Origin of the sequence: Nodularia harveyana UHCC-0300 (genome assembly GCF_034931085.1) — a bacterium.
Taxonomy (GTDB): Bacteria; Cyanobacteriota; Cyanobacteriia; order Cyanobacteriales; family Nostocaceae; genus Nodularia; species Nodularia harveyana.
In genome coordinates this window covers 1-20,868 of the sequence record NZ_JAYGHG010000051.1, presented here as the reverse complement: position 1 = coordinate 20,868, position 20,868 = coordinate 1, and the positions used below count along the sequence as shown (strand labels likewise).

13 protein-coding genes are annotated in these 20,868 nt (G+C 41.4%); 1 reads left to right on the top strand and 12 read right to left on the bottom strand.

Annotated features, from left to right (window positions below; translation table 11 throughout):
- Positions 1 to 180: 180 nt before the first annotated feature.
- The 12 genes from fhuB to VB620_RS20150 all read right to left on the bottom strand — a co-directional run bounded on the left by fhuB (position 181) and on the right by VB620_RS20150 (position 17,356).
- A complete protein-coding gene (fhuB, locus tag VB620_RS20205; protein WP_323197948.1) occupies positions 181 to 2,169 on the bottom strand; it encodes a Fe(3+)-hydroxamate ABC transporter permease FhuB in 1,989 nt (662 codons plus the stop codon).
- Positions 2,170 to 2,214: 45 nt separating this feature from the next.
- Positions 2,215 to 3,117: an ABC transporter substrate-binding protein gene (locus VB620_RS20200; RefSeq protein ID WP_323197947.1), complete on the bottom strand. Its 903-nt coding sequence runs from the start codon at positions 3,115 to 3,117 to the stop codon at positions 2,215 to 2,217.
- Between the two features lie 34 nt (positions 3,118 to 3,151).
- The gene (locus VB620_RS20195; RefSeq protein WP_323197946.1) at positions 3,152 to 3,973 is read right to left on the bottom strand and encodes an ABC transporter ATP-binding protein; all 822 of its coding nucleotides are present in this window, start codon (positions 3,971 to 3,973) and stop codon (positions 3,152 to 3,154) included.
- 214 nt (positions 3,974 to 4,187) lie between these two features.
- On the bottom strand, positions 4,188 to 5,174 hold the full coding sequence (locus VB620_RS20190; protein ID WP_323197945.1) for a sucrase ferredoxin: 987 nt from the start codon (positions 5,172 to 5,174) through the stop codon (positions 4,188 to 4,190).
- 101 nt (positions 5,175 to 5,275) lie between these two features.
- Positions 5,276 to 6,280 carry an alpha/beta hydrolase gene (locus tag VB620_RS20185; RefSeq protein WP_323197944.1) on the bottom strand — a complete coding sequence of 335 codons (1,005 nt, stop codon included), beginning with the start codon at positions 6,278 to 6,280 and terminating at the stop codon, positions 5,276 to 5,278.
- Between the two features lie 145 nt (positions 6,281 to 6,425).
- Complete coding sequence (locus tag VB620_RS20180; RefSeq protein WP_323197943.1) at positions 6,426 to 8,867, bottom strand: GNAT family N-acetyltransferase; 2,442 nt, start codon at positions 8,865 to 8,867, stop codon at positions 6,426 to 6,428.
- Between the two features lie 90 nt (positions 8,868 to 8,957).
- Positions 8,958 to 10,217, bottom strand: a complete 1,260-nt coding sequence (locus tag VB620_RS20175) for an MFS transporter (RefSeq protein ID WP_323197942.1) — start codon at positions 10,215 to 10,217, stop codon at positions 8,958 to 8,960.
- Positions 10,214 to 11,497: a lysine N(6)-hydroxylase/L-ornithine N(5)-oxygenase family protein gene (locus VB620_RS20170; RefSeq protein ID WP_323197941.1), complete on the bottom strand. Its 1,284-nt coding sequence runs from the start codon at positions 11,495 to 11,497 to the stop codon at positions 10,214 to 10,216. Before VB620_RS20170 ends, VB620_RS20175 begins: the two co-directional genes overlap by 4 nt.
- Positions 11,494 to 12,072, bottom strand: a complete 579-nt coding sequence (locus VB620_RS20165; protein ID WP_323197940.1) for a GNAT family N-acetyltransferase — start codon at positions 12,070 to 12,072, stop codon at positions 11,494 to 11,496. Before VB620_RS20165 ends, VB620_RS20170 begins: the two co-directional genes overlap by 4 nt.
- A 329-nt stretch (positions 12,073 to 12,401) precedes the next feature.
- Entirely contained in the window at positions 12,402 to 14,231 is a 1,830-nt protein-coding gene (locus VB620_RS20160) for an IucA/IucC family protein (RefSeq protein ID WP_323197939.1), read from the bottom strand.
- Positions 14,232 to 14,327: 96 nt separating this feature from the next.
- On the bottom strand, positions 14,328 to 15,896 hold the full coding sequence (locus VB620_RS20155) for a pyridoxal phosphate-dependent decarboxylase family protein (protein ID WP_323197937.1): 1,569 nt from the start codon (positions 15,894 to 15,896) through the stop codon (positions 14,328 to 14,330).
- Positions 15,896 to 17,356, bottom strand: a complete 1,461-nt coding sequence (locus VB620_RS20150; RefSeq protein ID WP_323197936.1) for an aspartate aminotransferase family protein — start codon at positions 17,354 to 17,356, stop codon at positions 15,896 to 15,898. The genes VB620_RS20155 and VB620_RS20150 overlap by 1 nt, the downstream gene beginning before the upstream one ends.
- Positions 17,357 to 17,840: 484 nt before the next feature.
- Here VB620_RS20150 and VB620_RS20145 point away from each other — a divergent pair, with 484 nt between their 5' ends.
- The gene (locus VB620_RS20145; protein ID WP_323197935.1) at positions 17,841 to 20,423 is read left to right on the top strand and encodes a TonB-dependent receptor domain-containing protein; all 2,583 of its coding nucleotides are present in this window, start codon (positions 17,841 to 17,843) and stop codon (positions 20,421 to 20,423) included.
- The last annotated feature ends 445 nt before the right edge of the window (positions 20,424 to 20,868 follow it).

Genomic DNA, 20,868 nt, shown 5'->3' with positions numbered 1-20,868 from the left:
CTTCCATATCACTTAATTTATCAGATTTTGGGGAGAATTTTTAGCGATGGGCGAACGCACAAGCATATCCGCAGGACTCAGCCCCTCCTTTGGCGATCGCTCTTCCACCCCCCCCTGAACGGTTACCTTTAGACCCAGTTTTTTGGTAACTGATAACTGATAACTGATAACTGTTAACTGTTAACTGTGTGATGGTTGGGAGATGAGCAGCCAAAGAAAATAAGGTGTCCCGATGAGGGCTGTAACTAAGCCAGAAGGAATTTCTTGAGGAGCTAGGACAACACGACCGACTATATCAGCTAAAGTTACTAAAATTGCGCCTAAAATCGCCGCTATTGGTAATAATTGGCGGTGGCGATCGCCTATTAATAATCTGGCAGTATGGGGAGCAATTAAGCCCACGAAGCTGATAGTTCCCACTGTGGATACCGCCGCAGCTGCTAAAGCAACAGCGATCGCTAATATTACACCACGAGCTGGCTGTAAACGCATCCCTAAAATTCGCGGTAAATCTTCCCCTAACGCCATTAAATCGAGTTTGCGGGCAAATAACCACCCCAAAGGCAGTAAAATTAACGGAAAAGCCAACAATTGCCACACCTCATCCCACTGACGAGCATAGGTACTACCAGCTAGCCATACTAAAGCTTGCGCTACTTGCAATTTTGATTTCACTACCAATAGGTTAATCCCCGCCGCACAAAAGGCAGACACTGCAATTCCGACTAATGCTAGCCTCGCTGGTGCTACACCGTTTTGCCAAGCTGCTAGATAAACCACGCCAAAGGCGACGACTGCACCGATAAAAGCCCCAATGGGAATAAATGTCACAGGTGTATTAGGTATCATTACTATTACCAGCAAAGCTCCAAAACCTGCTCCTGAAGTAATACCCATAATTTCCGGGCCAGCTAGGGGATTTCTGACTACTCCCTGCAACAATAAGCCACTGATAGCTAAGGCTGCACCTGCTAATAATGCTACTAGTAGGCGGGGTAGACGTAAGTATAAGACAATTCTTTCTGTGAGAGCGTCACTGCTACCAGCAATGACTTGAATTAGTTGATAAATATTTAAATTAATATTGCCGAGAGATAGTCCTAAAACCAGCACCAGTAATAGGCAGAATACCCCGGTTAAAACTAAAATAGGATACTTAATATGCAGTTTGAGATGTCTTTGTAAACCATGATTTCCCCCGGATTTACTCAATAAACGAGGTGATGAACGCACTAGCGAGACTAAAAAGGGTGCGCCGAGTAAAGCGGTGATTGCACCGGCTGGTAATTCACTGGATATCTGTTGTGCTACTGTATCGGCAGCTAGTAAGACCACTGCTCCCCAAATTGCGGCGGATGGTAATAACATCAGGTGTCGCCGACATCCCATTAATTTGACTATGTGGGGTGCAACTAAACCGACAAAGCCAATTGTCCCGACTACACTCACGGCGACAGAGGCTAAAAATACAGCGAGGAGGATACTGCATAACCGCGTCCACTGCACTTTTGAACCCAAAGAACGAGCTAAATCTTCGCCTAGCAGTAGGACATCTAAGGGTTTGGCGATTGTGAAAACTGCGATCGCTCCTAATAATACTCTAGGTGCAGCATACATACTTCCCTGCCAATTGGTTTGCACCAGAGAACCCGCACCCCAAAAAAATAAATCACTGGTTTCGTTTTCGTACAACAGTTGTAAGGCGGAAGTAAAGGCTGCTAATGCTAGGGAAACGGCCATTCCTGAGAGGGTTAGCCTGATGGGAGTGATGTCTTTACCCACAGCAGCTATGGCGTACACCAGTAACGCCGCCAATAAACCACCCATGAATGCAATTAATAAGGGTGACCAAGCAAATATTTCTGGTGTAAATATGGTGGTGGCGGTGACGGCTAAATAAGCGCCGGCATTTACTCCTAATGTTGCAGGTGAGGCTAGGGGGTTACGGGTGACTGTCTGGAATAATGCGCCGGCTATTCCCAAGGCTGCACCTGCTAAGATGCCAATTACAGCGCGGGGTAGTTTGATGTAACGCACTATGTTATGTAAGGCGCTATTATCTGGGCTGAATATGGCTGTGATGACTGTGGTGGGATGTTGGTTGATGTGGAGGAAGAGGAGTGTTAGTAGTATTAAGGTTCCTGTGATTAGGGGGCGATTTTTGAGCATGGGTTTATATCACGCAGAGGCGCAGAGACGCAGAGTTTGAGAGTTCTATTTGGTTAGGGATTTGATGACTTTTTCTATGAGTATTTGGGCTGATAGGTGTCCGCCAAATAGCCAAGTGTCTGAGGCGATCGCATATAATCTTTTTTGTTGGACAAATTCTAGTCCTTTCCACACGGGGTTATTTTGTAGTTGTTGTTGATAAATATTGTTGGGTGCGGGAATGTAGATGAAGTTGGCTTTTTCTATTTTTGGTAGTGCTTCTATCCAAACTGTGTTGAAGCCAAAACGATCAAATTCACCTTTCCAGGTGTTGTTTAAGCCGATGGCGGTTAGTATTTGTACAGCCATTGAGTTATCTCTAAATAGCCGCATTTGAGGGGTGGTTTCACTGAATTGTGCAAGGACAAAATCAAGTTTTTGACTATTCTTAATGAGAGTTGCTGCTTTTTGAATCGTGGTTTGTGTTTGCTGAATTACTGTTTCGGCTACATCCTGACGGTTGACACGATCAGCAATTTGTCGGAATGTTTGTTGCATTTCATCTAGTTGACTCAATTCTCCCGATGGATAGGGGTTAAAGAGTAAAGTGGGTGCGATCGCCGATAATGTATCGTAAATAGTTTGATGTCTTAACTCTACACCCAATATTAAATCAGGTTTTAATTGGGCGATCGCTTCTAAACTCGGTTCTTGGCGTGTCCCCACATCAACTACACTATCAGCTAGGGATGGTTCTACATTCACATATTTTTGATAGCCCCGGATATCTGCAACCCCCACAGGTTGGATTCCTAAAGCTAGGAGGTTCTCTGCATACACCCATTCCAGGGCAACTACTCTGGTGGCAATTTTGCTAAAATTCTGGGGACGGGGAGAACGACCACAAGCCACTGTCAAGGCGGAAACTGTCGCCGCAGTTAAAAATTCACGTCTGGTAAATTTGCTCATACTAATTCGTAATTCGTAATTCGTAGTTCGTAATTCATAATTCGTAATTCGTAATTCGTAATTCGTAATCCCCAATCCCTAAATGACAAGGTAAACAGGTAGGATAACCATTGATGGGATGAGGAATTACCGTCATTTCCACATCGAACACTTGCTGAATTGTACTGGCTGTGATCACTTCTTTTGGTGTGCCAACGGCGACTACTTTTCCTTCCTTGAGCATGATTAGGCGATCGCTATAAGCTGCGGCTTGATTTAAATCATGTAACACCCAACCAACCGTGATTCCGTGTTCTTGGTTGAGTCGTCGCACTAAAGCTAAGACTTCTATTTGATGGCGGATATCTAAAAACGTTGTCGGTTCATCCAGTAATAATACTTGGGTTTGCTGTGCTAAAGCCATCGCTATCCAAACCCTTTGACGTTCCCCACCAGAAAGGGTATCTACTATTCTCTCTGCTAGGGGTTCTAATCCCGTTACAGCCAACGCCCATTCCATTGCTGCAATATCTTTGGGAGAAAATACCCCCAGTAAATTTTGATGGGGATAGCGTCCGTAACCAATCAATTCTTTGACTGTAATTGCTGGTGGAATTTCTGAGAATTGAGGTAGCATTGCTAACTGTCGCGCCAATTGTTTAGTCGGGATTTTGGCAATATTACAACCATCAATATAAACTGCACCCCGGCTTGGTGTTAATAATCTCGCTAGGGTACGCAATACCGTACTTTTACCCGAACCATTTGGTCCCAGTAAAGCCGTGATTTCGCCTTCCAGGAGGGTGATAGAGAGGTCAGGAACGATAATTCGGCGTTCATAAGCGATTTTCAAATTACAAGCATCAATTACTACCAATTCCTAACCTCCTAGACATTAATAAGATGTTTTAGCAATTATTTGGTTAGTTTCCTAAAAATTGCTGTCAAGAACACAACCCTACTACAAATGGCTGTAGGGAATCACTTATCATTCTGCATCCCTGCATTCAATAGCATGGGATATTCTGCCCCAATTAGTCATAGAAAAGTGTAACAAGCTAACTATTTTCTGTTAACTCATTTTATTGCTTTCAAGGTAAACATTTTAAATTGAAAACCTGATATTGGGGAATAGAAAATAAATTTTTATCTTTGCTTTGCTGTTGAGTTATAACTTTATGGGTTTGTTTGATTATACCTTGGTATTTACCTTTTAATTCTTGATTAGGACTAACAAAATCAACTTCTACAACAGCCTTAGTTTTATCTTCTGTTAACTCTAAAACCCGACCAAATTTTAGGTATTCATACCAATTCCATTCTTCTTGTAACCAAATTTCTCCTTCTAAAATTTGAGCAAAAGGAGGTAGTCCAAAAAAACCACGATAAAAGGGACGAAGTTGGCTAATATCACCTTTTTGATAGATAATATTAGGTAAAATTTCAGAAGTAAGATGACCCCAACTACGTCCATAGGGCATATCAATTAAAGTAGGAGCAAATTGATGTCCTCCAAAGTGACTACATCGCCAGATGCGAAGCTGAGAACAGGCATAATTTTGACGTAGTTCTTGATAGATAGGATAGCCAAAACGAGCGCAAGCTACATCTACATTACCATGAGTACAAACCATAATTTCTCGAATATGAGAAGTATCCTGAAGGTATTTATCAAAATTTGTTAATAACTCAGGTTGTTTATAAAGAGTAAATATCAGTTCTCCAATTAATTCCCAGGGGAGAATATATTCTCGTTTATCATATTTAGCAAATAGTTGAGCCGGTCGGGAATAATGAAAGATTCTTATATTATCTGATGTAGAATATTCTTGATCTGGTGCGATCGCTAATTGCCAAAATTTAATTTTCTGTTGTTGATGAATTTCCTGTATTAAATCTATTGCTGCTTGTGGTATGGGTTGAGGTTCTGCCAACATATTCACATTCCAAGGCTGTTCTATTTCAAACATCAGCCAGGAGTCAAAAGGGTAAAGAGTACCTAAAGTATCTTCTCCATTTTGCTTAGAAACTTCAGAGCAAAAACGGCATTTCATTAAATCTGGATTATAAGTTGTCATCAGGTTGCTCATCTTTTGGTTTTATAGGATTAGAAAATATGGTTTTAATTCCTGTATGATGCTTATATTGTTATTGTGTGTTTGACTTATATCTATATTTCTTAAGAAGAATATAGTATTTCTCGGAAATTAATTGCTATCTCATATAAAGCTTGCCTTGTATCTTCAATCACGCGAATCATCCGAATAAAACTATGAATAAAGGATTCATAATGAAGGACTTTGACTTTGACTTGAAACGATTGTAAATGTTGAGCATATAATAGTCCATCGTCTCGTAATGGATCATGTTCTGCGGTAACAATTAAACAGGGAGGTAAATTTCTAGCATCTTGAACTTTCAATGGTGATACATAGTATTCTTCACCCTGAAGATCATTTTCCAAGTAATGATTCCAAAACCATTTCATTGTTTCCAAAGAAAGACCTTTAGTATGACCTGCTTGATAAGATTGGGTATTAAAACCATATTGAGTAACCGGAGTAATCAAAAGTTGTGCTACTAATAAAATATTTCCTTCATCTCTTAATTGAATAGCTGCTACTGCTGCTAAATTAGCTCCAGCACTTTCTCCTCCTACAGCGATTTTATGTGCATCTCCTCCTAAACTTTGAGAATTTTTATGTACCCATTTAATAGCCTCTAGTGCATCAAGAAGAGGAATAGGAAATTTATATTCAGGAGCTTGACGATATTGAACGGATACGACAATGCAATTTATATGTTTACAGAAGAAAGAACAAGGTGCATCCGCACTTTCTAAATCGCCAAATACCCAACCACCTCCTTGAAAATAAACTAGAATTGGATACGGTGTTGACTTTTCTTTGATACTGTTTATATTGTCTACTTCATCTCCAGGTGTATAAACCCTAATAGCTATAGGTGTATCTCCTAACCTTTCAATCCATCTATCTTCTATTGTTACGGCTTCTTCAGTAGTCAGATGATATAACTTAATAGCTTCCTGGTAAAAAAATCTGGATGCTTCAGGTGTTAATTCAGACATTGGAGGATGTCCTAACTCATCCATCCTTTTTTTGATTGTCTTGACAAGTTCTAGAATTTCAGGATGAATAGGAGTTTTTGGCTCTTTTCCTTGCATAAATTTAATCCCCTGTTATTTTTTTGATCAATACTCAACCTTGGATTTTAGGGAACAGAAAGAGATAAAAATAAATGTACCTCTCTTGATTGATAAAAAATATCATCAAATTCCCTAAATCCCTTATTCAAAGATGGAATATCAACTATTTAACGTTGCAAAATTCTGTGCTAATCTGCTTTAATTCAGATAGCTTATGAAAGAATTTTTCCCTCTCCAATATCATCAAAGTTGCTTTCTTCTGAGGAAGTTTTACTTCGTCATAAATATAAAAACCACATTGTTCTTGTGTAGGAATGACAATCCTATTGCGTGAGTCTGGTTCAATAATTAATCTCTCTGTTTTATAAAGATGAAATACTAAAGCAGATGAACCTCTGAAAATTGGGAATATATATTCTTTTTCAAAGTGTTCTCTTTTCCCAATAGCTATGTGACCTCCCATATCAGAATCTTTATAAGGATAGTAATGGCGGATATTATCTTTGATCACTTGATAGATAATTCCATATGAAACAGGTTCACCATCTAAACTGCCAATAAAAAGTTTCTTGTAATCTGCTGCTAGGGATTTTCGCAAATATTCCTGAAATTCTGCAAAGGAAATATTTAATTTCCAAAAATGTTTCAAATGCTTTTGCTGCATCCATTCATAAATCATTTCTACATCTTGTTCATAGGATACAGAACGGAAAGAAACTTCTTTGCCATACTCAGGGTCAATATATGTAAATATGCAGGAAGATTGACTCTGATTGACTTGTTGTTCCTGGGAATTTACAGAGAGAGATTTAGCTTGTTCGGCGACTGTAGACAAAGCATTATTCACCTTCCCGAAAGCGGCGGCGTGGGGACGTTCGCCATCGTCAGCGTAACCATAAGTAATCAAGCGATTGCGATTCAAGCACAATTTAGTAAATTCCGGTGCTAGGAGGTTGAATAACTCAAACCTTTCTTGCATTTGGGGAAAACGACTTTGATAATGCAGAATTGTCTCTCGAACTTTTGTCCAGAAGGTATGTTCTGGGTAATTGTGGTAGTCCGCCAATAAATCAGACAGATAACGATGATGACAAATAAACAACCCAGCAAAGATAAATTGACACAATCCTTCTGGTGGTTCACTTAATAAAATAGCTTTTAGCTGTGGAGTTAAAGACTCCAACTCTGGTAAAGGATGACGACTGATATTTACATCATCGATAAAATCTTTCATCGCCAATCGATGGGGGATAAAATCCTTTAGCACCAAAATGGTATTTTCACCGTGAGGCGAGAACACTACACCATAGCGGTAGAGGTAGTGTAGTAGTGGGGGTAAAATTGTCTGGAATAATCGAGATAGCCAATCATCTAAACTCAGTCCAGAACGGGCTACTAATTGGGAAATAAACGGTTGACCGTTACCATCAATGTGTAAGAGAGAAGCTAATGTAATTGGCTGTTCTTCGGGTTCGGTGTAAGCGAGAACGCTTTCCCGCCATAAACAACCCAACATTTCCTTATATTGGTAAGGTGCGCCTGAGAGTTGGCTGTAGTAAGGATGATCATAGTTAATTGTGGCAATTTCGCCGGGAAGAATTAAGCGACATTCATCTTTGAGGAAAGTGTCATTATCACAAATGGATTTTACCCACTCGGTTACCAGAGGTGCAATTACTGTTCTTTCACCCGGCAAACCACGGTAAACTAAAGTATTTAAAATGCTCAGGGGTAATTTGACATACCGTTTTTGAGGATGGCTGATATTGGCAAAAGTCCGAATTGATTGTTGGGGTAAATATTTATCTTGGCTGTAGCCTAAAGGAATAATTGCACCTGTGGCGATTTCTTCCACAAACAATAATGTAATGATATTCTTCCATTGCCAATCATGGACGGGGAGAAAGTAATAATCTGCGGGTTTCAGATGACGTGTTTGTAAAATGGCGGTAAATTCGGCGAGATTTTCTGCACCTAACTCTTCTTGGATGAGAGTGAGATAATCTAGCCCAGAGATAGCTTTAAATTGGGCGCGTTCTCTACTAACTGCAATCCAAAATAGGGAAACTGGCTGTTTACTTTCTGGTGCGTGGTTGAGGTAATCGTCATAGCCAAAACCGATGCGCCCTTTATTGAAGGTTATCCAGGGGTGTCCTTCCATTTCTCCTTCTAATGAGGGGTAATCTAAACTGAGTAAGTCTACATTTTGAGTTTCTTTTTGGGCTTGAATGTGAGTGTCGGCTAATAGGGTGTTACTCAGTTCTTTGATTAAATGGGCTGTGGTTTCAGATGTCATTCCGACAGCTGTGTGAATATCGAGGACGAATTGCAGGGGGTTAGATGCTGGTAATGATTTTCCGGCTTCTTGTCGTTGGATGGATGTGGGGATGACTCTATAGCTGTCGAATAGGCGTTTTTTGGCTTGGAAGTTGTAGGCGATACCTTCGGGGAGGGTGAGATGGTAGAGGGTTGATTCTGATGTTTCTTGTATTGTGTCTGGTTTGATGATTTCTTCGTACATGAATTCGGAAAGCATTTTGGCGAGGAGTTTTTGGCTGACTGTTTCCCAGCGTTGGGGTTGGAGGATTTGGGTTAGGTTTTGCATTTTTTTTGTTGGGTGTATAAGAGGGGGAAGTTTCACGCGGAGGCGCATACTTCGACTTCGCTCAGTAACCAGAGGCGCAGAGAGGAGGAGTTAAGAAGTTCCTGCTGCTTGTTTTCTGGTTTTTGTGTTGAGAATGTAGTGGGTGAATAGGAGGTTGAGGCAGCAAATTGCTGTGGCGGCGATGAATGGGGAGGCTAGGCTGTGGGTGTTGACTAGCCAGGAGGCTAACAGGGGTGCGCCGAGATGTCCGATGTTGGCGAAGGAGATGACTAGGCTGTAGTTTAAGTGGAGGTGTTTGGCTGCACTGTTGTTGAATAGTTGCAGTTCTAAGGTGGCTTGGGTAACTGCGAGAAAGAAGCCGTAAACTATCCGCGCCAAGATGAGTAGGGGGAGTTGGGATGAAAATCCTTGTAAGCCTAAGCTGATGATTAACAGGCTGAGACTTCCTAAGTAGATGGTGTTGACGCGTTCGGGACGACAGGCTTGACGGATGTAGGGTAAAGCAGCGATCGCCATAATACTAGGTATTAAAAACAACAAGCTGCTGGTGAGCAAGTTGACGTTAAAGGGATCGGAGGTGACATACTTGGTAAAGTAGGGACGGACTAAATTATTTGCTAGTTGAAAGGTGAGAATTACTATACCGATGGTGATGATGTAACCAATCTGGTTTGCCCCCCCTGCTCCCTGCACCCTGCCCCCTGCACCCTGCCCCCCTGCTCCCTGCTCCCTGCTCCCTGCCCCCCTGCTCCCTGCTCCCTGCTCCCCTGCTTCCTCCTGCCGTTGGGTAGATACGCCTTGCAAGATATAAACACAGATGGCAAGTTGTAGGATATCGGCTGCGGCAATCCCGTAGAAAAGAATTAAGGGTGTGTCGATATTAACCATCCATGCGCCGACGATGGTGGCGATGACAATTGCACCATGAAACACGGCTTGGTATGTACCGGCGATCGCAGATCGTTTTTCTTCCCCGGCTAGTTGGATAATCAGGGGGTAGACTAACAAATAACTGCTTTTGCACAGTAATAGCAAAATTGTATACACCAAAAATTGCTCGGCGCTGGTACTTGTACCCATTAAGGCGGTCATCACGGCTGTACCTAACTGACCAACGCAGAGTAGGTGTTTGACTTCAAAGCGTCGTGATAAAACACCCCACACAGGGGCAGATAGCACTATGGTTAACCGACAAATAAAGATGTAGTAACCTGTGTAGGCTAAATCTGTCACGCCGAAGACTTTACGGAAAAACTGGGGATAAAAGGGTGACAGTAAAACCTCGTTGAAAATACTCAAAAACACACATAGAAATAGTGCGCCTAAAATGAGTGGTAGCCGATGCTTCATGCGACTACACCAAACTGCTGAAAGACGTTTCGCTTTTGTACTGGGTAAACGCTGCGTCCTGTCAAGGAGTTAATAATTACAGAGTTGCGATAACAACCCAAGCCTAAATCTGGCGCACCAATACCGTGGGTATGTAGTTCAGCGTTTTGGACAAAAATCCGGTTGGGGATGTCTTGAGTCAGGGAGAGGTGATAGTCAAAATTGACCATGTACCGCCCTTTTTCATCCCATTGCAGCAAATCACGGATATCTGCAATAAAATTGGGGATGCTTTGATGGTAACCAGTAGATAGGATAATGCGATCGCTTTGGTGAGTAAATACTTGATCCTGATGAGAATGGCGATAGGTCAGGCGATAACCATGATCAGTGGGTTCTACTTCTTTAACTTCCACTCCAGATAGTAACCTGACATCGGGGTAATGATCAGCGATGGAACGTTCATAAAGTAAATCATAGATTTTGGCAATGGTGTTAAAGCTAATTCCTTTGTACAGCAAACCCTGTCTACTCAAGAGTTCGTCTCGTTGTTCTGGGCGCAGATTGTAGAAATAATGGATGTAATCGGGTGAAAAATGTTCTAACCCCAATTTTGAGTATTCCATAGGGAAAAACCCAGAGGAACGAGTATGCCATTCTAGGCGATAACCATAGTTTTCTTGTTCTTGCAATAGTTCATAAAAAACCTCGGCTGCACTTTGACCAGAACCGATAACTGTAATTGATTTGGCTTGACGACATCTGGCTTTTTGGTGGAGAAATTCTGTAGAGTGAAAAATATTCTCTGAGTCTAGATCACGGAAACAAGGCGGTATGTAGGGAACAGTCCCCACTCCTAAAACCAAATTGCGGCAATGGTAGGTAAAATCAGCCCCATAAATTATAAATTCACTGGCGTTTTTATCCCAAGCAATACTTGTTACCTGTTGTGCAAAAACACAATTTGGTAATTGTGCTGCTACCCATTGACAGTAATCATTATATTCTCGTCTGGGGATGTGAAACTCTTCCCAAAAGTAAAAATTATAGAGACGAGATTTGGCTTTGAGATAACTGAGAAAGCTTAATTTACTGCTAGGTTCAGCCATTGTTACCAAGTCTGCTAAAAATGGGACTTGAATTGTCGTACCTTCCAGTAATAAACCTGGATGCCATTCAAATTTAGGTTTTTGTTCCAGAAATAAAGACTTGATTTCTGTCACAGGTTCCAACAGTGCAGCTAACCCTAAATTAAAAGGGCCAAGACCAATGCCAATGATATCATAAACACAATTATTCATCCTTTCCACCTCTGAAAAAATAGCTGGCGATCGCAGAACATTAACGCCCCGCATTTATCTGGTAATTCAATTTCCTTTTGGAATTGAAACCCACACTTTTCAAAAATGTGAATCATCTTCTTATTCCGCACATCTGGCTCGGTAACAATCTTTTGAGTCGCCGATTTTTGAAATTGAAAAAATGTCATGGCTCGTAACAAAGGCAAAGCATAACCTTTACCTAAAAACTCTGGTTCTCCAATTAATAAATGAACACCTTGATCCGCAGTTTGTGCCGGATAATGTCCAGCCACAATATCATCAATTGTCCAGTAAGATTCCCAATAACTCATAGGTTGATTATCTAAATAGCCAATATACAGAGTTTGGTGTTTATCTGCTAAAGCTATTTCTAAATGTTGTTGCATTTGTTCTAACTCAAAACCTAAATTCCAAAAAGGAATTACATGATCTTTATTCATCCACTTATGAATGCGAGTTAAATCCGACTGCAAATCTACTGGACGAAAAGCAATAGTTTTATTGATTGTGGGGTCGAATTTTTCGTATGTGTAATTGAGTTTGGTAACTGACATGAATTTAGTTGAATGGAGAAACGAACCGCCAAGACGCAAAGAACGCCAAGGTAAGAGGGTTTAATAGGTTTTTTACATCTGTCTTCTATGCAGGGTTATTTCATTCTAGATTTCAGCAACGAATTTAGGTGTTCTTAGCCGTTGTCATATAAAACCCCTGAAGCCTAAAATGACGTATTCTCGTAAATACATAAAATGTCAAATTTTAGAATGAAACAGCCCTGGTCTTCTATGTTTTTACTAAGTTGGGATACTCCCACTCCCTCTCATAAAATCTCCGCGTTACTTTGCGTAAACCTTTGCGCTCCTTTGCGTTAAAAAAATTAATTTTATTCACCTTTATACAAAGGATTATTAACAGCCACATAAACAGATTGTGTAGAAACTGGCCCAACAAGTTCATCCATGTCATGAAAGCGGGTGAGGAGATTAGCTTTACAACGCAATTGTGGTTGAGAAAGAAGATTTTTTACTAAAGAATAATCGGAGTATTTTACTAGAGCATTTCGCAGTTGGTTTAATAATAATTCCTCATCCACAACTCCAGCCACACCAAAGGCGTTAATTAACCCAAACAAGTTGTTAAAAAACAAGTAATAGCCCAGCCGTTCGTCAATCACATCGTCATCACAAATCGTCTCACTTTTCTGACTGATTCCTGGCAGAAGATTATCTAACATTTTATGGCAAGAACGACGATAATAATAGCCTTGATTATCCCGATAAAAGAACTTTTCAGGATAACCAGCTTTTAATTGAACGATACTATTTTGTTGATGAGCTTCTAGACCTATACCATAAGTAAAATATAACCAGAGAATAGGTTCTAGATATATTTGAAGATAACGGTTAAACCAATCTAAACTAACCGCATCAGGAGAACGTTTTTCTTCTGCTGCTAGTTGCTGAATAATCGCAGTTAATCGTGAGCCATTTCCTAAAATTGCATCCTGACATAGAGCTACTACACAAGTTGCGTCTGTCTGGGGATTGTTTAAAAATGGGTTTTCTCTGAGAATTGTCGAGAAACCATCAACGGTTACACCATCAATTTTTAAGGTAATATAGGCGGGGTCAGTAATGATTTTAAAATCAGGAAAATGCTGACTGAGTTGTTGACCAATTTTACCTGCTAGAATTTTATGTACTTCTAAACTCCGTTCTAATTCTTTATATAAATTAGTGCGAAGGGAGTTAGTAATTTTGACATTCAGGGACAATTTTAACATCAATGCTGCTTCTGGATGATAGACTGTACGAATTGAAGATGTCGGTTGATAAGCACGACCTACTAAACCTAAATCTTGCAATATCCCTTGTTGAATTAATTTTTGAATTTCTGGCTGCTGAGATAAATGATTTGCTTGCCAAGGGTGTATCGGTAACAGTGCATATTCATCTTCACCACAGTAGGAGTTTTTGAAATCAGCATTAACATTTGGATCAGCCATAATTTCTGATTTAATTAGTTCTATTGCTGTTTCTTGTAACCCAGAACCTGTTTGCACAATTGACAGATGAGCGCGAAAGTAATGTAACGGAAAACTACCTTTTAATTCCGGAGAATAAATTGATAGTTCATGTTCAGCAAAACCTTGACGGCTTTTAGGTGTGGGGTGTAAATTGTGTCCAAAAATTAAGGCTTGTTCTGCGGCTATGAAATTACTATTAAAAGCATAAAGTTGTGCTACATCTGGGCGACGTTTTTGGACAAAAGATTGGATATGATTGCAACTTTGAATAACTCGCAATATAAGTTGATCTTGATGACTTTTGCTACCACTGCCTAATGATAATTCTTTGGTAGTCAATGCTATTAAGGTGATGTAATCTAGTGCCAGTAAGTTGCCTTGATCTACTTGGTAATAAATGGGAAAAGCGAATAAATGTCTACCTGTGGGTGAATAATATTTTAGAGCAATTAATAGCCTGATATTTTGATGGGTTAACTGACAGCAGATGAGCGATTTTGTGTTGGTGCGGCTGAAGATTTCTAAAATAGTTGGATCTTGGGTGGTGGTGATGAGTTCACCTGTTTTGGTTTCTCGAAAGTAGCAATTTAAAAAGCTGTGAATAGTTGCTTGTTCTGCAACTTGTTTGTCAGTACAAAGTTTTGCCAGAACCGAGTTTGTAGGTTTGGCGATTGTATATTGTGTCATGTCCGGTGTATTGTTTAGGTTAAAGTTATTTAATCTTGGGAGTGAGGTGAGCTTTTGGCTTTCCCTCTCTCCTATTTTTTGGGAAAAATCCCGTTCTTACTCTTCTTTGCGCCTCTGGTTACTGAGCGAAGTCGAAGTATGCGCCTCTGCGTGAAATAAACTCTTCTCGCCTATGGTAGTAATCTCATTGAGAACTTCCTGAACATCTGCGATCGCAGTCCGAGGATTGAGTAAGGTAAACTTCAGGTAGGTGAGTTGACCAATTTTAGTCTGTGCAATGACTGCAATACCTTGTTGTAGTAAGCTCAGACGGATGTGGCTATTGATTTGATTTGCCCAAGTTGTACTATCTAGGTGTGCTGGTGTGTGGCTGGGTAGATAGCGAAAAACTACGGCGTTAATAGTAGGATTGTTTGCTAATTCTAATGTGGGTTCGGCGTTGATTAAACTAGCTGTTTCCTGGGCCAGTTCAATGGTGGTATCAATCATGTCTGCAAATTGTTTTCTCCCTAAAGTGCGGAGAGATAGGAACAATTTCAGCGCATCGAATCGCCTAGTGGTTTGGATTGATTTAGTAACTAAGTCGGGAATACTGGCTGTTTCGTTGATTTCGGGGTTGAGATAGTCGGCGTGTAGCTTGATTAAATCAAAGTTTTGACGCTGTTTGAGTAAAAATGCGCCACAGCTAATTGGCTGATAAAAAAGTTTATGGAAATCTACGGTGATGGAATCAGCAAGGGCGATACCATTTAGTTTATCTTGATGGCGATCGCTCATAATTAATCCGCCACCAAAAGCCGCATCTACGTGTAGCCACAATCCATACTTCTCAGCACAAGCGGCTAATTCTGGTAATGGGTCAATACTACCAAAATCTGTAGTCCCCACAGTCGCAACTAAGGCAATGGGTAATAAATCCTGTTCGTGCAATTCTGCTAACTTTCGTTCTACAGCTTCAGAACAAAGGCGATAATCACTATCTGTTTCTACCATGACCACAGATTGCTGTCCCAACCCTAGCAAGGAAACTGCTTGGCTAATAGTAAAATGAGCCGCTTGAGAACAGAGGATGCGAAAACGGTTGGCTGCTGGTGGTAATCCTTGGGTTTGCACCGACCAATTTAACTGATGGCGTGCATAAGCATCCCGTGCTAGTAGCAATCCCATAAAATTTGATTGCGTGCCGCCACTAGTAAATATACCGTCACCATCAGCATCGTAGCCAAAATTTTGACATAGCCAATTCACCAGATGCTGTTCCAAAACAGTCGCCGCCGGACTTTGATCCCAAGAATCCAGAGATTGATTAGTCCCACTAATTAACACCTCAGCCGCTAAAGCTGGTAACAGTGGCGGACAATGCAAGTGAGCCATACAAGTAGGATGAGTCACCACCACCGAATGCTGAATGATACTCTCCCCCACCTCCGCCAAAACCTGACTTAAAGACAGACCATGTTCTGGACAAACAGAAACCTCTGCGATCGCCGCAGTTAATTCCTGGGGACTTTTACCACTATAAGGTTGTGTTCGAGTAGCAAAACAATTAATCAATACCTCTTGAGCCTCAGCGATCGCCTCCCGAAACCCCACCAAACTTTCCGACTCCACAAAAAACTCCCTTCTTTGCGCCTTTGCGCCTTTGCGTGACACTATCTTCACCATCAAGATACCTGAGAAAAAACGGGTAATATTTGCTTCTCTGCGGCTTGAATCGCAGCTGCAAAAATCTCACTAATACTATCGATTTGCGTCGCAGTCACAATCAAAGGCGGTAAAAATCGCACCACACTGCCAAATCTACCCCCCAATTCCACGATCAAACCCCGGCGCAAACACTCAGACTGAATGCAACTAGCTAACTGGGAATGTGCAGGATAATTCCCACACTGATTAGCGGAGACTTGGGGATTAACAATCTCCACACCCAGCATCAAACCACGTCCTCGCACTTCCCCAATACAATAGGATTCACTTTGAATTTGACGCAGATGTTTCAGCAAGCGATCGCCCATGGTCGCCGCCTGTTCAGTCAAAGAATTTTCTAAGATATACTGTAATGTTGCTGTTCCCGCGGCCATTGCTAGTTGATTCCCCCGGAATGTTCCCGCATGAGCGCCAGGACTCCATGTATCCAGTTCTTTGTTATACAGAACTACCGATAAAGGTAAACTGCCACCAATAGCCTTAGAAAGTAACAAAACATCTGGGATAATTCCGGAATGTTCAAAGGCGTAGAGCTTACCAGTCCGTCCTAAACCGGTTTGGATTTCATCGACAATTAGGGGGATATTGCGATCGCGGGTAATTCGCCGCATCTCTCGTAACCAATCATCAGGCGCAGGAATCACCCCACCTTCCCCTTGCACAACTTCCAAAATCATCGCCGCCGGTGTGACAATCCCACTTTCGGGATCATCCAAAATCGATTCTATATAACGGCTACTGGTGAGGTGTCCAGTTTCTCCGCCTAAACCAAAGGGACAGCGATAATTATAGGGATATGGTAAAAAGTGGACATCTGCCATTAACCCTGCTACGGCTTGTTTAGCCTTGAGATTGCCGGTTAAACTCAGCGCACCATGAGTCATCCCATGATAACCGCCATGAAACGACAATACGCTACGTCTGCCAGTAGCAGTTTTCACCAGTTTAATCGCCGCTTCTACAGCATCTGCTCCCGAAGGGCCGCAAAACTGAATCTTGGCATTGTCCGCAAATTCCGCAGGTAAACTGGCAAATAGTTCCTCCACAAACTGATCTTTAACTGGGGTAGTCAAATCTAGAGTGTGCAAAGGTAGATTCCCATCTAACACCTTTCGCATCGCTGCTATGACTACTGGGTGATTGTGTCCTAATGCTAAAGTCCCCGCACCAGCCAAACAATCAATATATACATTGCCATCTGCATCTTTTATGTAAATACCCTGAGCCTCGCTAATCGCAATGGGAATACGTCGGGGATAGCTTCTAGCATTGGATTCTCGCGCTTGCTGGCGTTCTAAATAGTAACTTGATGGCAGTCCAGGCACAGAAATCACGCCATTACCAGGGAAATCAGAGTCTACAGGATTCTGCGATTTTCTGTTGCCTTCAGAATGTACACCATGATGATTGAGTTGCATTTTGAACATCCTCTAGCTTTTGATATGTCAAAGGGAGGTAGAAATAGTTATTTGATAATTAATCTCATTTAGCTTGAGCTACTAAAAATAGATGATAACCGAAACTATTGATAAAGTCTACTAACTAGATAAAAAATAAAAAATTAATATTTGCGTAAATTATCTGATAATCTATTGCATTAAGAAATATAAGAATATCTGAGGTCAGTCATAAACCCTGGTTATATAAATTTCTAACCTTACCCAAGACATAGTGGAGACAATGGACTTTCTCTACAAGGATTCTGGGAAAAAGATATTCAACTGTAGTGTTTCCAGGAACAAAAGCATTATAGCTAGGAAGAATTTTCAATAAACTACTTGTGTAAATTCTCGAATAGAGATACTTTATAAAGTTAAGACTACTGCAAATAAGAATCAATAAATACCTGCGATAGATTATCACTAAATATAATCTAGTCGCTACTTTTAGCTGCGAATAAACATGAAACCCCAAAAAATCCTTTTTCTTCTTTTACTGACAGGCTGTGTTTGGTCATTAATCAACGATCCGGGCAGAAGTCAGGAAGCATCATTGCCAAAACAGTCCATCAAAACCTCATCCCCTAACAGTGATCTACTAACGCAATCGCCAGTACCTCAAGCTGAGAAAATAATTCAGGTGACTGGCGTGACGGTTGTGCCGACAGATCAAGGTGTAGAGGTGATCTTAGAAACTACCGCCCCCACAGAATTACGGGTATCAACAGAGAATCAAGGTAATAGTTTGATTGCTGATATCACTCAAGCGCAACTTAATTTGTCTGAGGGAAATACATTCACCCAAGAGAACCCAGCCACAGGTGTAATTGCTGTCACTGTCGTTAATCAAGATGACAATACTATCCGCGTGACGGTGACGGGTGAGCAAAGTATTCCCAAAGTGGCATTATTTGATAGTGATACGAGTTTGATTTTAGCCTTCGCACCTACAGAAGTAGCCGCCGATTCCCCAGCAACACCGGAAGCGGATCAACCCATTCAATTAGTAGTCACAGCAACCCGGACAGCAGCACCGATACAAAATGTCCCGCGTTCGATTACGGTGATTAACCGCGAAAAAATTGAGCAACAAACCAGCCTTTCTCGCAACTTAATTGAAACTTTGGGTAAAACAGTTCCTGGTTTAGCACCGCCAGCACAAGGAGCGAGTAATTTTGGCTTGACTCTACGGGGGAGGAATCCCCAAGTATTAATTGATGGTGTTCCCCAATCGACAAGTAGGAATGCGGCGCGTGATTTAAGAACCATTGACTCGGCGGCTATTGAACGGATTGAAGTAGTGCGCGGCCCTAGTGCAATTTATGGTGATGGTGCTACAGGGGGTGTGATTAATATCATTACACGGCGACCCAGTACGGAAAGTTTGATGTCGCGGACAGAAGTGGGTGTGAGTGCAGCTTTGGGTAATTTGGAAGAGGACAGTTTTAGCAGCAGTTTACAGCATTTTCTCTCGGTTAGACAGGATAATTTGGATTTTACTTTTAACTTTGGGGTGACTCAAACTGGTGGCTTTTTTGATGCTGAAGGCGATCGCATTCCATCTGATCCTAATGGACAAGGTGGCTTTTCCGATGCTTCGAGTTTGAACTTATTTGGTAAATTCGGTATTGATTTAGATACAAACCAACGTTTACAACTAACTTTTAATCACTTCGACGAAAAGCAAGATCCAAATATTGCAAGTGATCCTAGTGTGAATACTACCCCTGGTAGACAAAAGGCGCGTGCTTTGACAGGGTTGAGTTTGGATGAAGAACCAGGGAACGAAAACACCTTTTTCAACTTACAATACAACCATGACAATTTATTTAATAGTCAACTGCAAGCACAGTTATATTACCGCGATTATTTGACCCGCTTCTTTCCCTTTGATGCTCGTAGCTTTGCTAGTTTAGGTAACGAAATTATTCAATCACGGGTGGAATCGGAAAAGTATGGCGGACGTTTGCAGATTGAAACCCCTTTATTTAACCAGGGTGCAGTCAAGGTACTTTGGGGTGTCGATTATTCCCAAGAAGATACATCTCAATCTGTATCTGTATTTGACCAAGCTGCATTTGTGGGGAGTGGGGGGTTAGCATTCCGCAAAACAGGCGATCGCTCTTGGACTCCGCCTTTAGAATTAAGTAGTCTGGGATTGTTTGCTCAATTGAATTGGGACATCGGCGATCGCATAGTATTAAACAGTGGTGTCCGCTACGAAAATGCAGACGTGAGTGTCGATGATTTCAGCACCTTAGCCAATCCCAACTCGACTATTCCCGGTGGTGATTTAAATTTTGATGCGACTTTGTTCAATGTAGGTGCAGTATACGCCCTTAACCCAGAACTCAGCATCTTTGCTAACTATGCTCAAGGTTTCTCATTATCAGATATTGGTTTAGTCCTCCGCAACGCCCAACCAGGTTTTTCTGTCACATCTCTCAATCCAGAACCACAAACAGTAGATAACTATGAAATTGGGATTCGGGGACAATGGGATTCTGTCCAAGCATCTCTTTCGGCTTTTTATAACGAGTCTGACTTAGGTACAACCTTCACCGCACCGGGAACTGTGATTCGCGCCCCAGAAAGAATCTATGGTCTAGAAGCTGCAATTGACACACAACCTAGTCCTACATGGCAATTTGGCGGGACTTTCACCCTAATGGGTGGGGAAATTGACAGCAATAATGATGGTAATTACCAATCTTTAGATGGGTTTAGGATTCCCCCTTTAAAAGTTACCGCTTATGTAGAAAATGAGACTCTACCCGGTTGGCGAAATCGTCTCCAAGCTTTGTTTTCAGGTAGTCGAGAAGTTTTTACTAATAACACCGCCTTTGGTCGCAGACCTGTAGAGAATTATTTGACCGTAGACTATATTAGCAGTGTGAAGCTCGGCACAGGAACATTACAAGTAGGGTTAGAAAACCTATTTAATAGTCAATATTTTCCTGTAGTTTCACAATTACAGCCCAATGATAGCGCCTACGCTGCTGCTAGGGGTAGAACTTTGAGTATTAAATATTCTTTTGATTGGTAAGCTGATTGATCTTTGTGGGATAGTTGCATTATCAGAATGAGTAAGACTTGTACTGTACTTAGAGGATGTTTGAAAAGTTTTTAATGTATAAATAAACCCCTCTCCAAACCTCTCCCCGACACGGAGAGAGGCTTTGAAACCCCATTGGTAGGGAAGGGGGGAAGGGGGGTTAGGTTTTTGGAGATTATTGGGTTTCATCTAATACTTTTCAAACACTCTCTTAGAGCTTTGCCCATCCCACAAGACATTCACTCAATTTGAATATCCAAAATATATGTGTTTTAGGGACTAAAAAATCAAAAAACATTCTCAGTTTTCTTGTAAGCGTTCAGGGGGTATAAAGAAGAAGAAAACAACCCCCGAAGTCAAGCAATCAAATTATGCAGCTTTCGACAAGTCAGAATCATCAGAACAAGCAGTAGCTTCTGGAAGCAGAGAAGGAGTG

What these genes read in the sequence shown, in the direction of transcription:
- fhuB (WP_323197948.1), bottom strand. Translation starts at nt 2,169, where the DNA reads ATGCTCAAAAATCGCCCCCTAATCACAGGAACCTTAATACTACTAACA.
- VB620_RS20200 (WP_323197947.1), bottom strand. Translation starts at nt 3,117, where the DNA reads ATGAGCAAATTTACCAGACGTGAATTTTTAACTGCGGCGACAGTTTCC.
- VB620_RS20190 (WP_323197945.1), bottom strand. Translation starts at nt 5,174, where the DNA reads ATGACAACTTATAATCCAGATTTAATGAAATGCCGTTTTTGCTCTGAA.
- VB620_RS20185 (WP_323197944.1), bottom strand. Translation starts at nt 6,280, where the DNA reads ATGCAAGGAAAAGAGCCAAAAACTCCTATTCATCCTGAAATTCTAGAA.
- VB620_RS20180 (WP_323197943.1), bottom strand. Translation starts at nt 8,867, where the DNA reads ATGCAAAACCTAACCCAAATCCTCCAACCCCAACGCTGGGAAACAGTC.
- VB620_RS20175 (WP_323197942.1), bottom strand. Translation starts at nt 10,217, where the DNA reads ATGAAGCATCGGCTACCACTCATTTTAGGCGCACTATTTCTATGTGTG.
- VB620_RS20170 (WP_323197941.1), bottom strand. Translation starts at nt 11,497, where the DNA reads ATGAATAATTGTGTTTATGATATCATTGGCATTGGTCTTGGCCCTTTT.
- VB620_RS20165 (WP_323197940.1), bottom strand. Translation starts at nt 12,072, where the DNA reads ATGTCAGTTACCAAACTCAATTACACATACGAAAAATTCGACCCCACA.
- VB620_RS20160 (WP_323197939.1), bottom strand. Translation starts at nt 14,231, where the DNA reads ATGACACAATATACAATCGCCAAACCTACAAACTCGGTTCTGGCAAAA.
- VB620_RS20155 (WP_323197937.1), bottom strand. Translation starts at nt 15,896, where the DNA reads ATGGTGAAGATAGTGTCACGCAAAGGCGCAAAGGCGCAAAGAAGGGAG.
- VB620_RS20150 (WP_323197936.1), bottom strand. Translation starts at nt 17,356, where the DNA reads ATGCAACTCAATCATCATGGTGTACATTCTGAAGGCAACAGAAAATCG.
- VB620_RS20145 (WP_323197935.1), top strand. Translation starts at nt 17,841, where the DNA reads ATGAAACCCCAAAAAATCCTTTTTCTTCTTTTACTGACAGGCTGTGTT.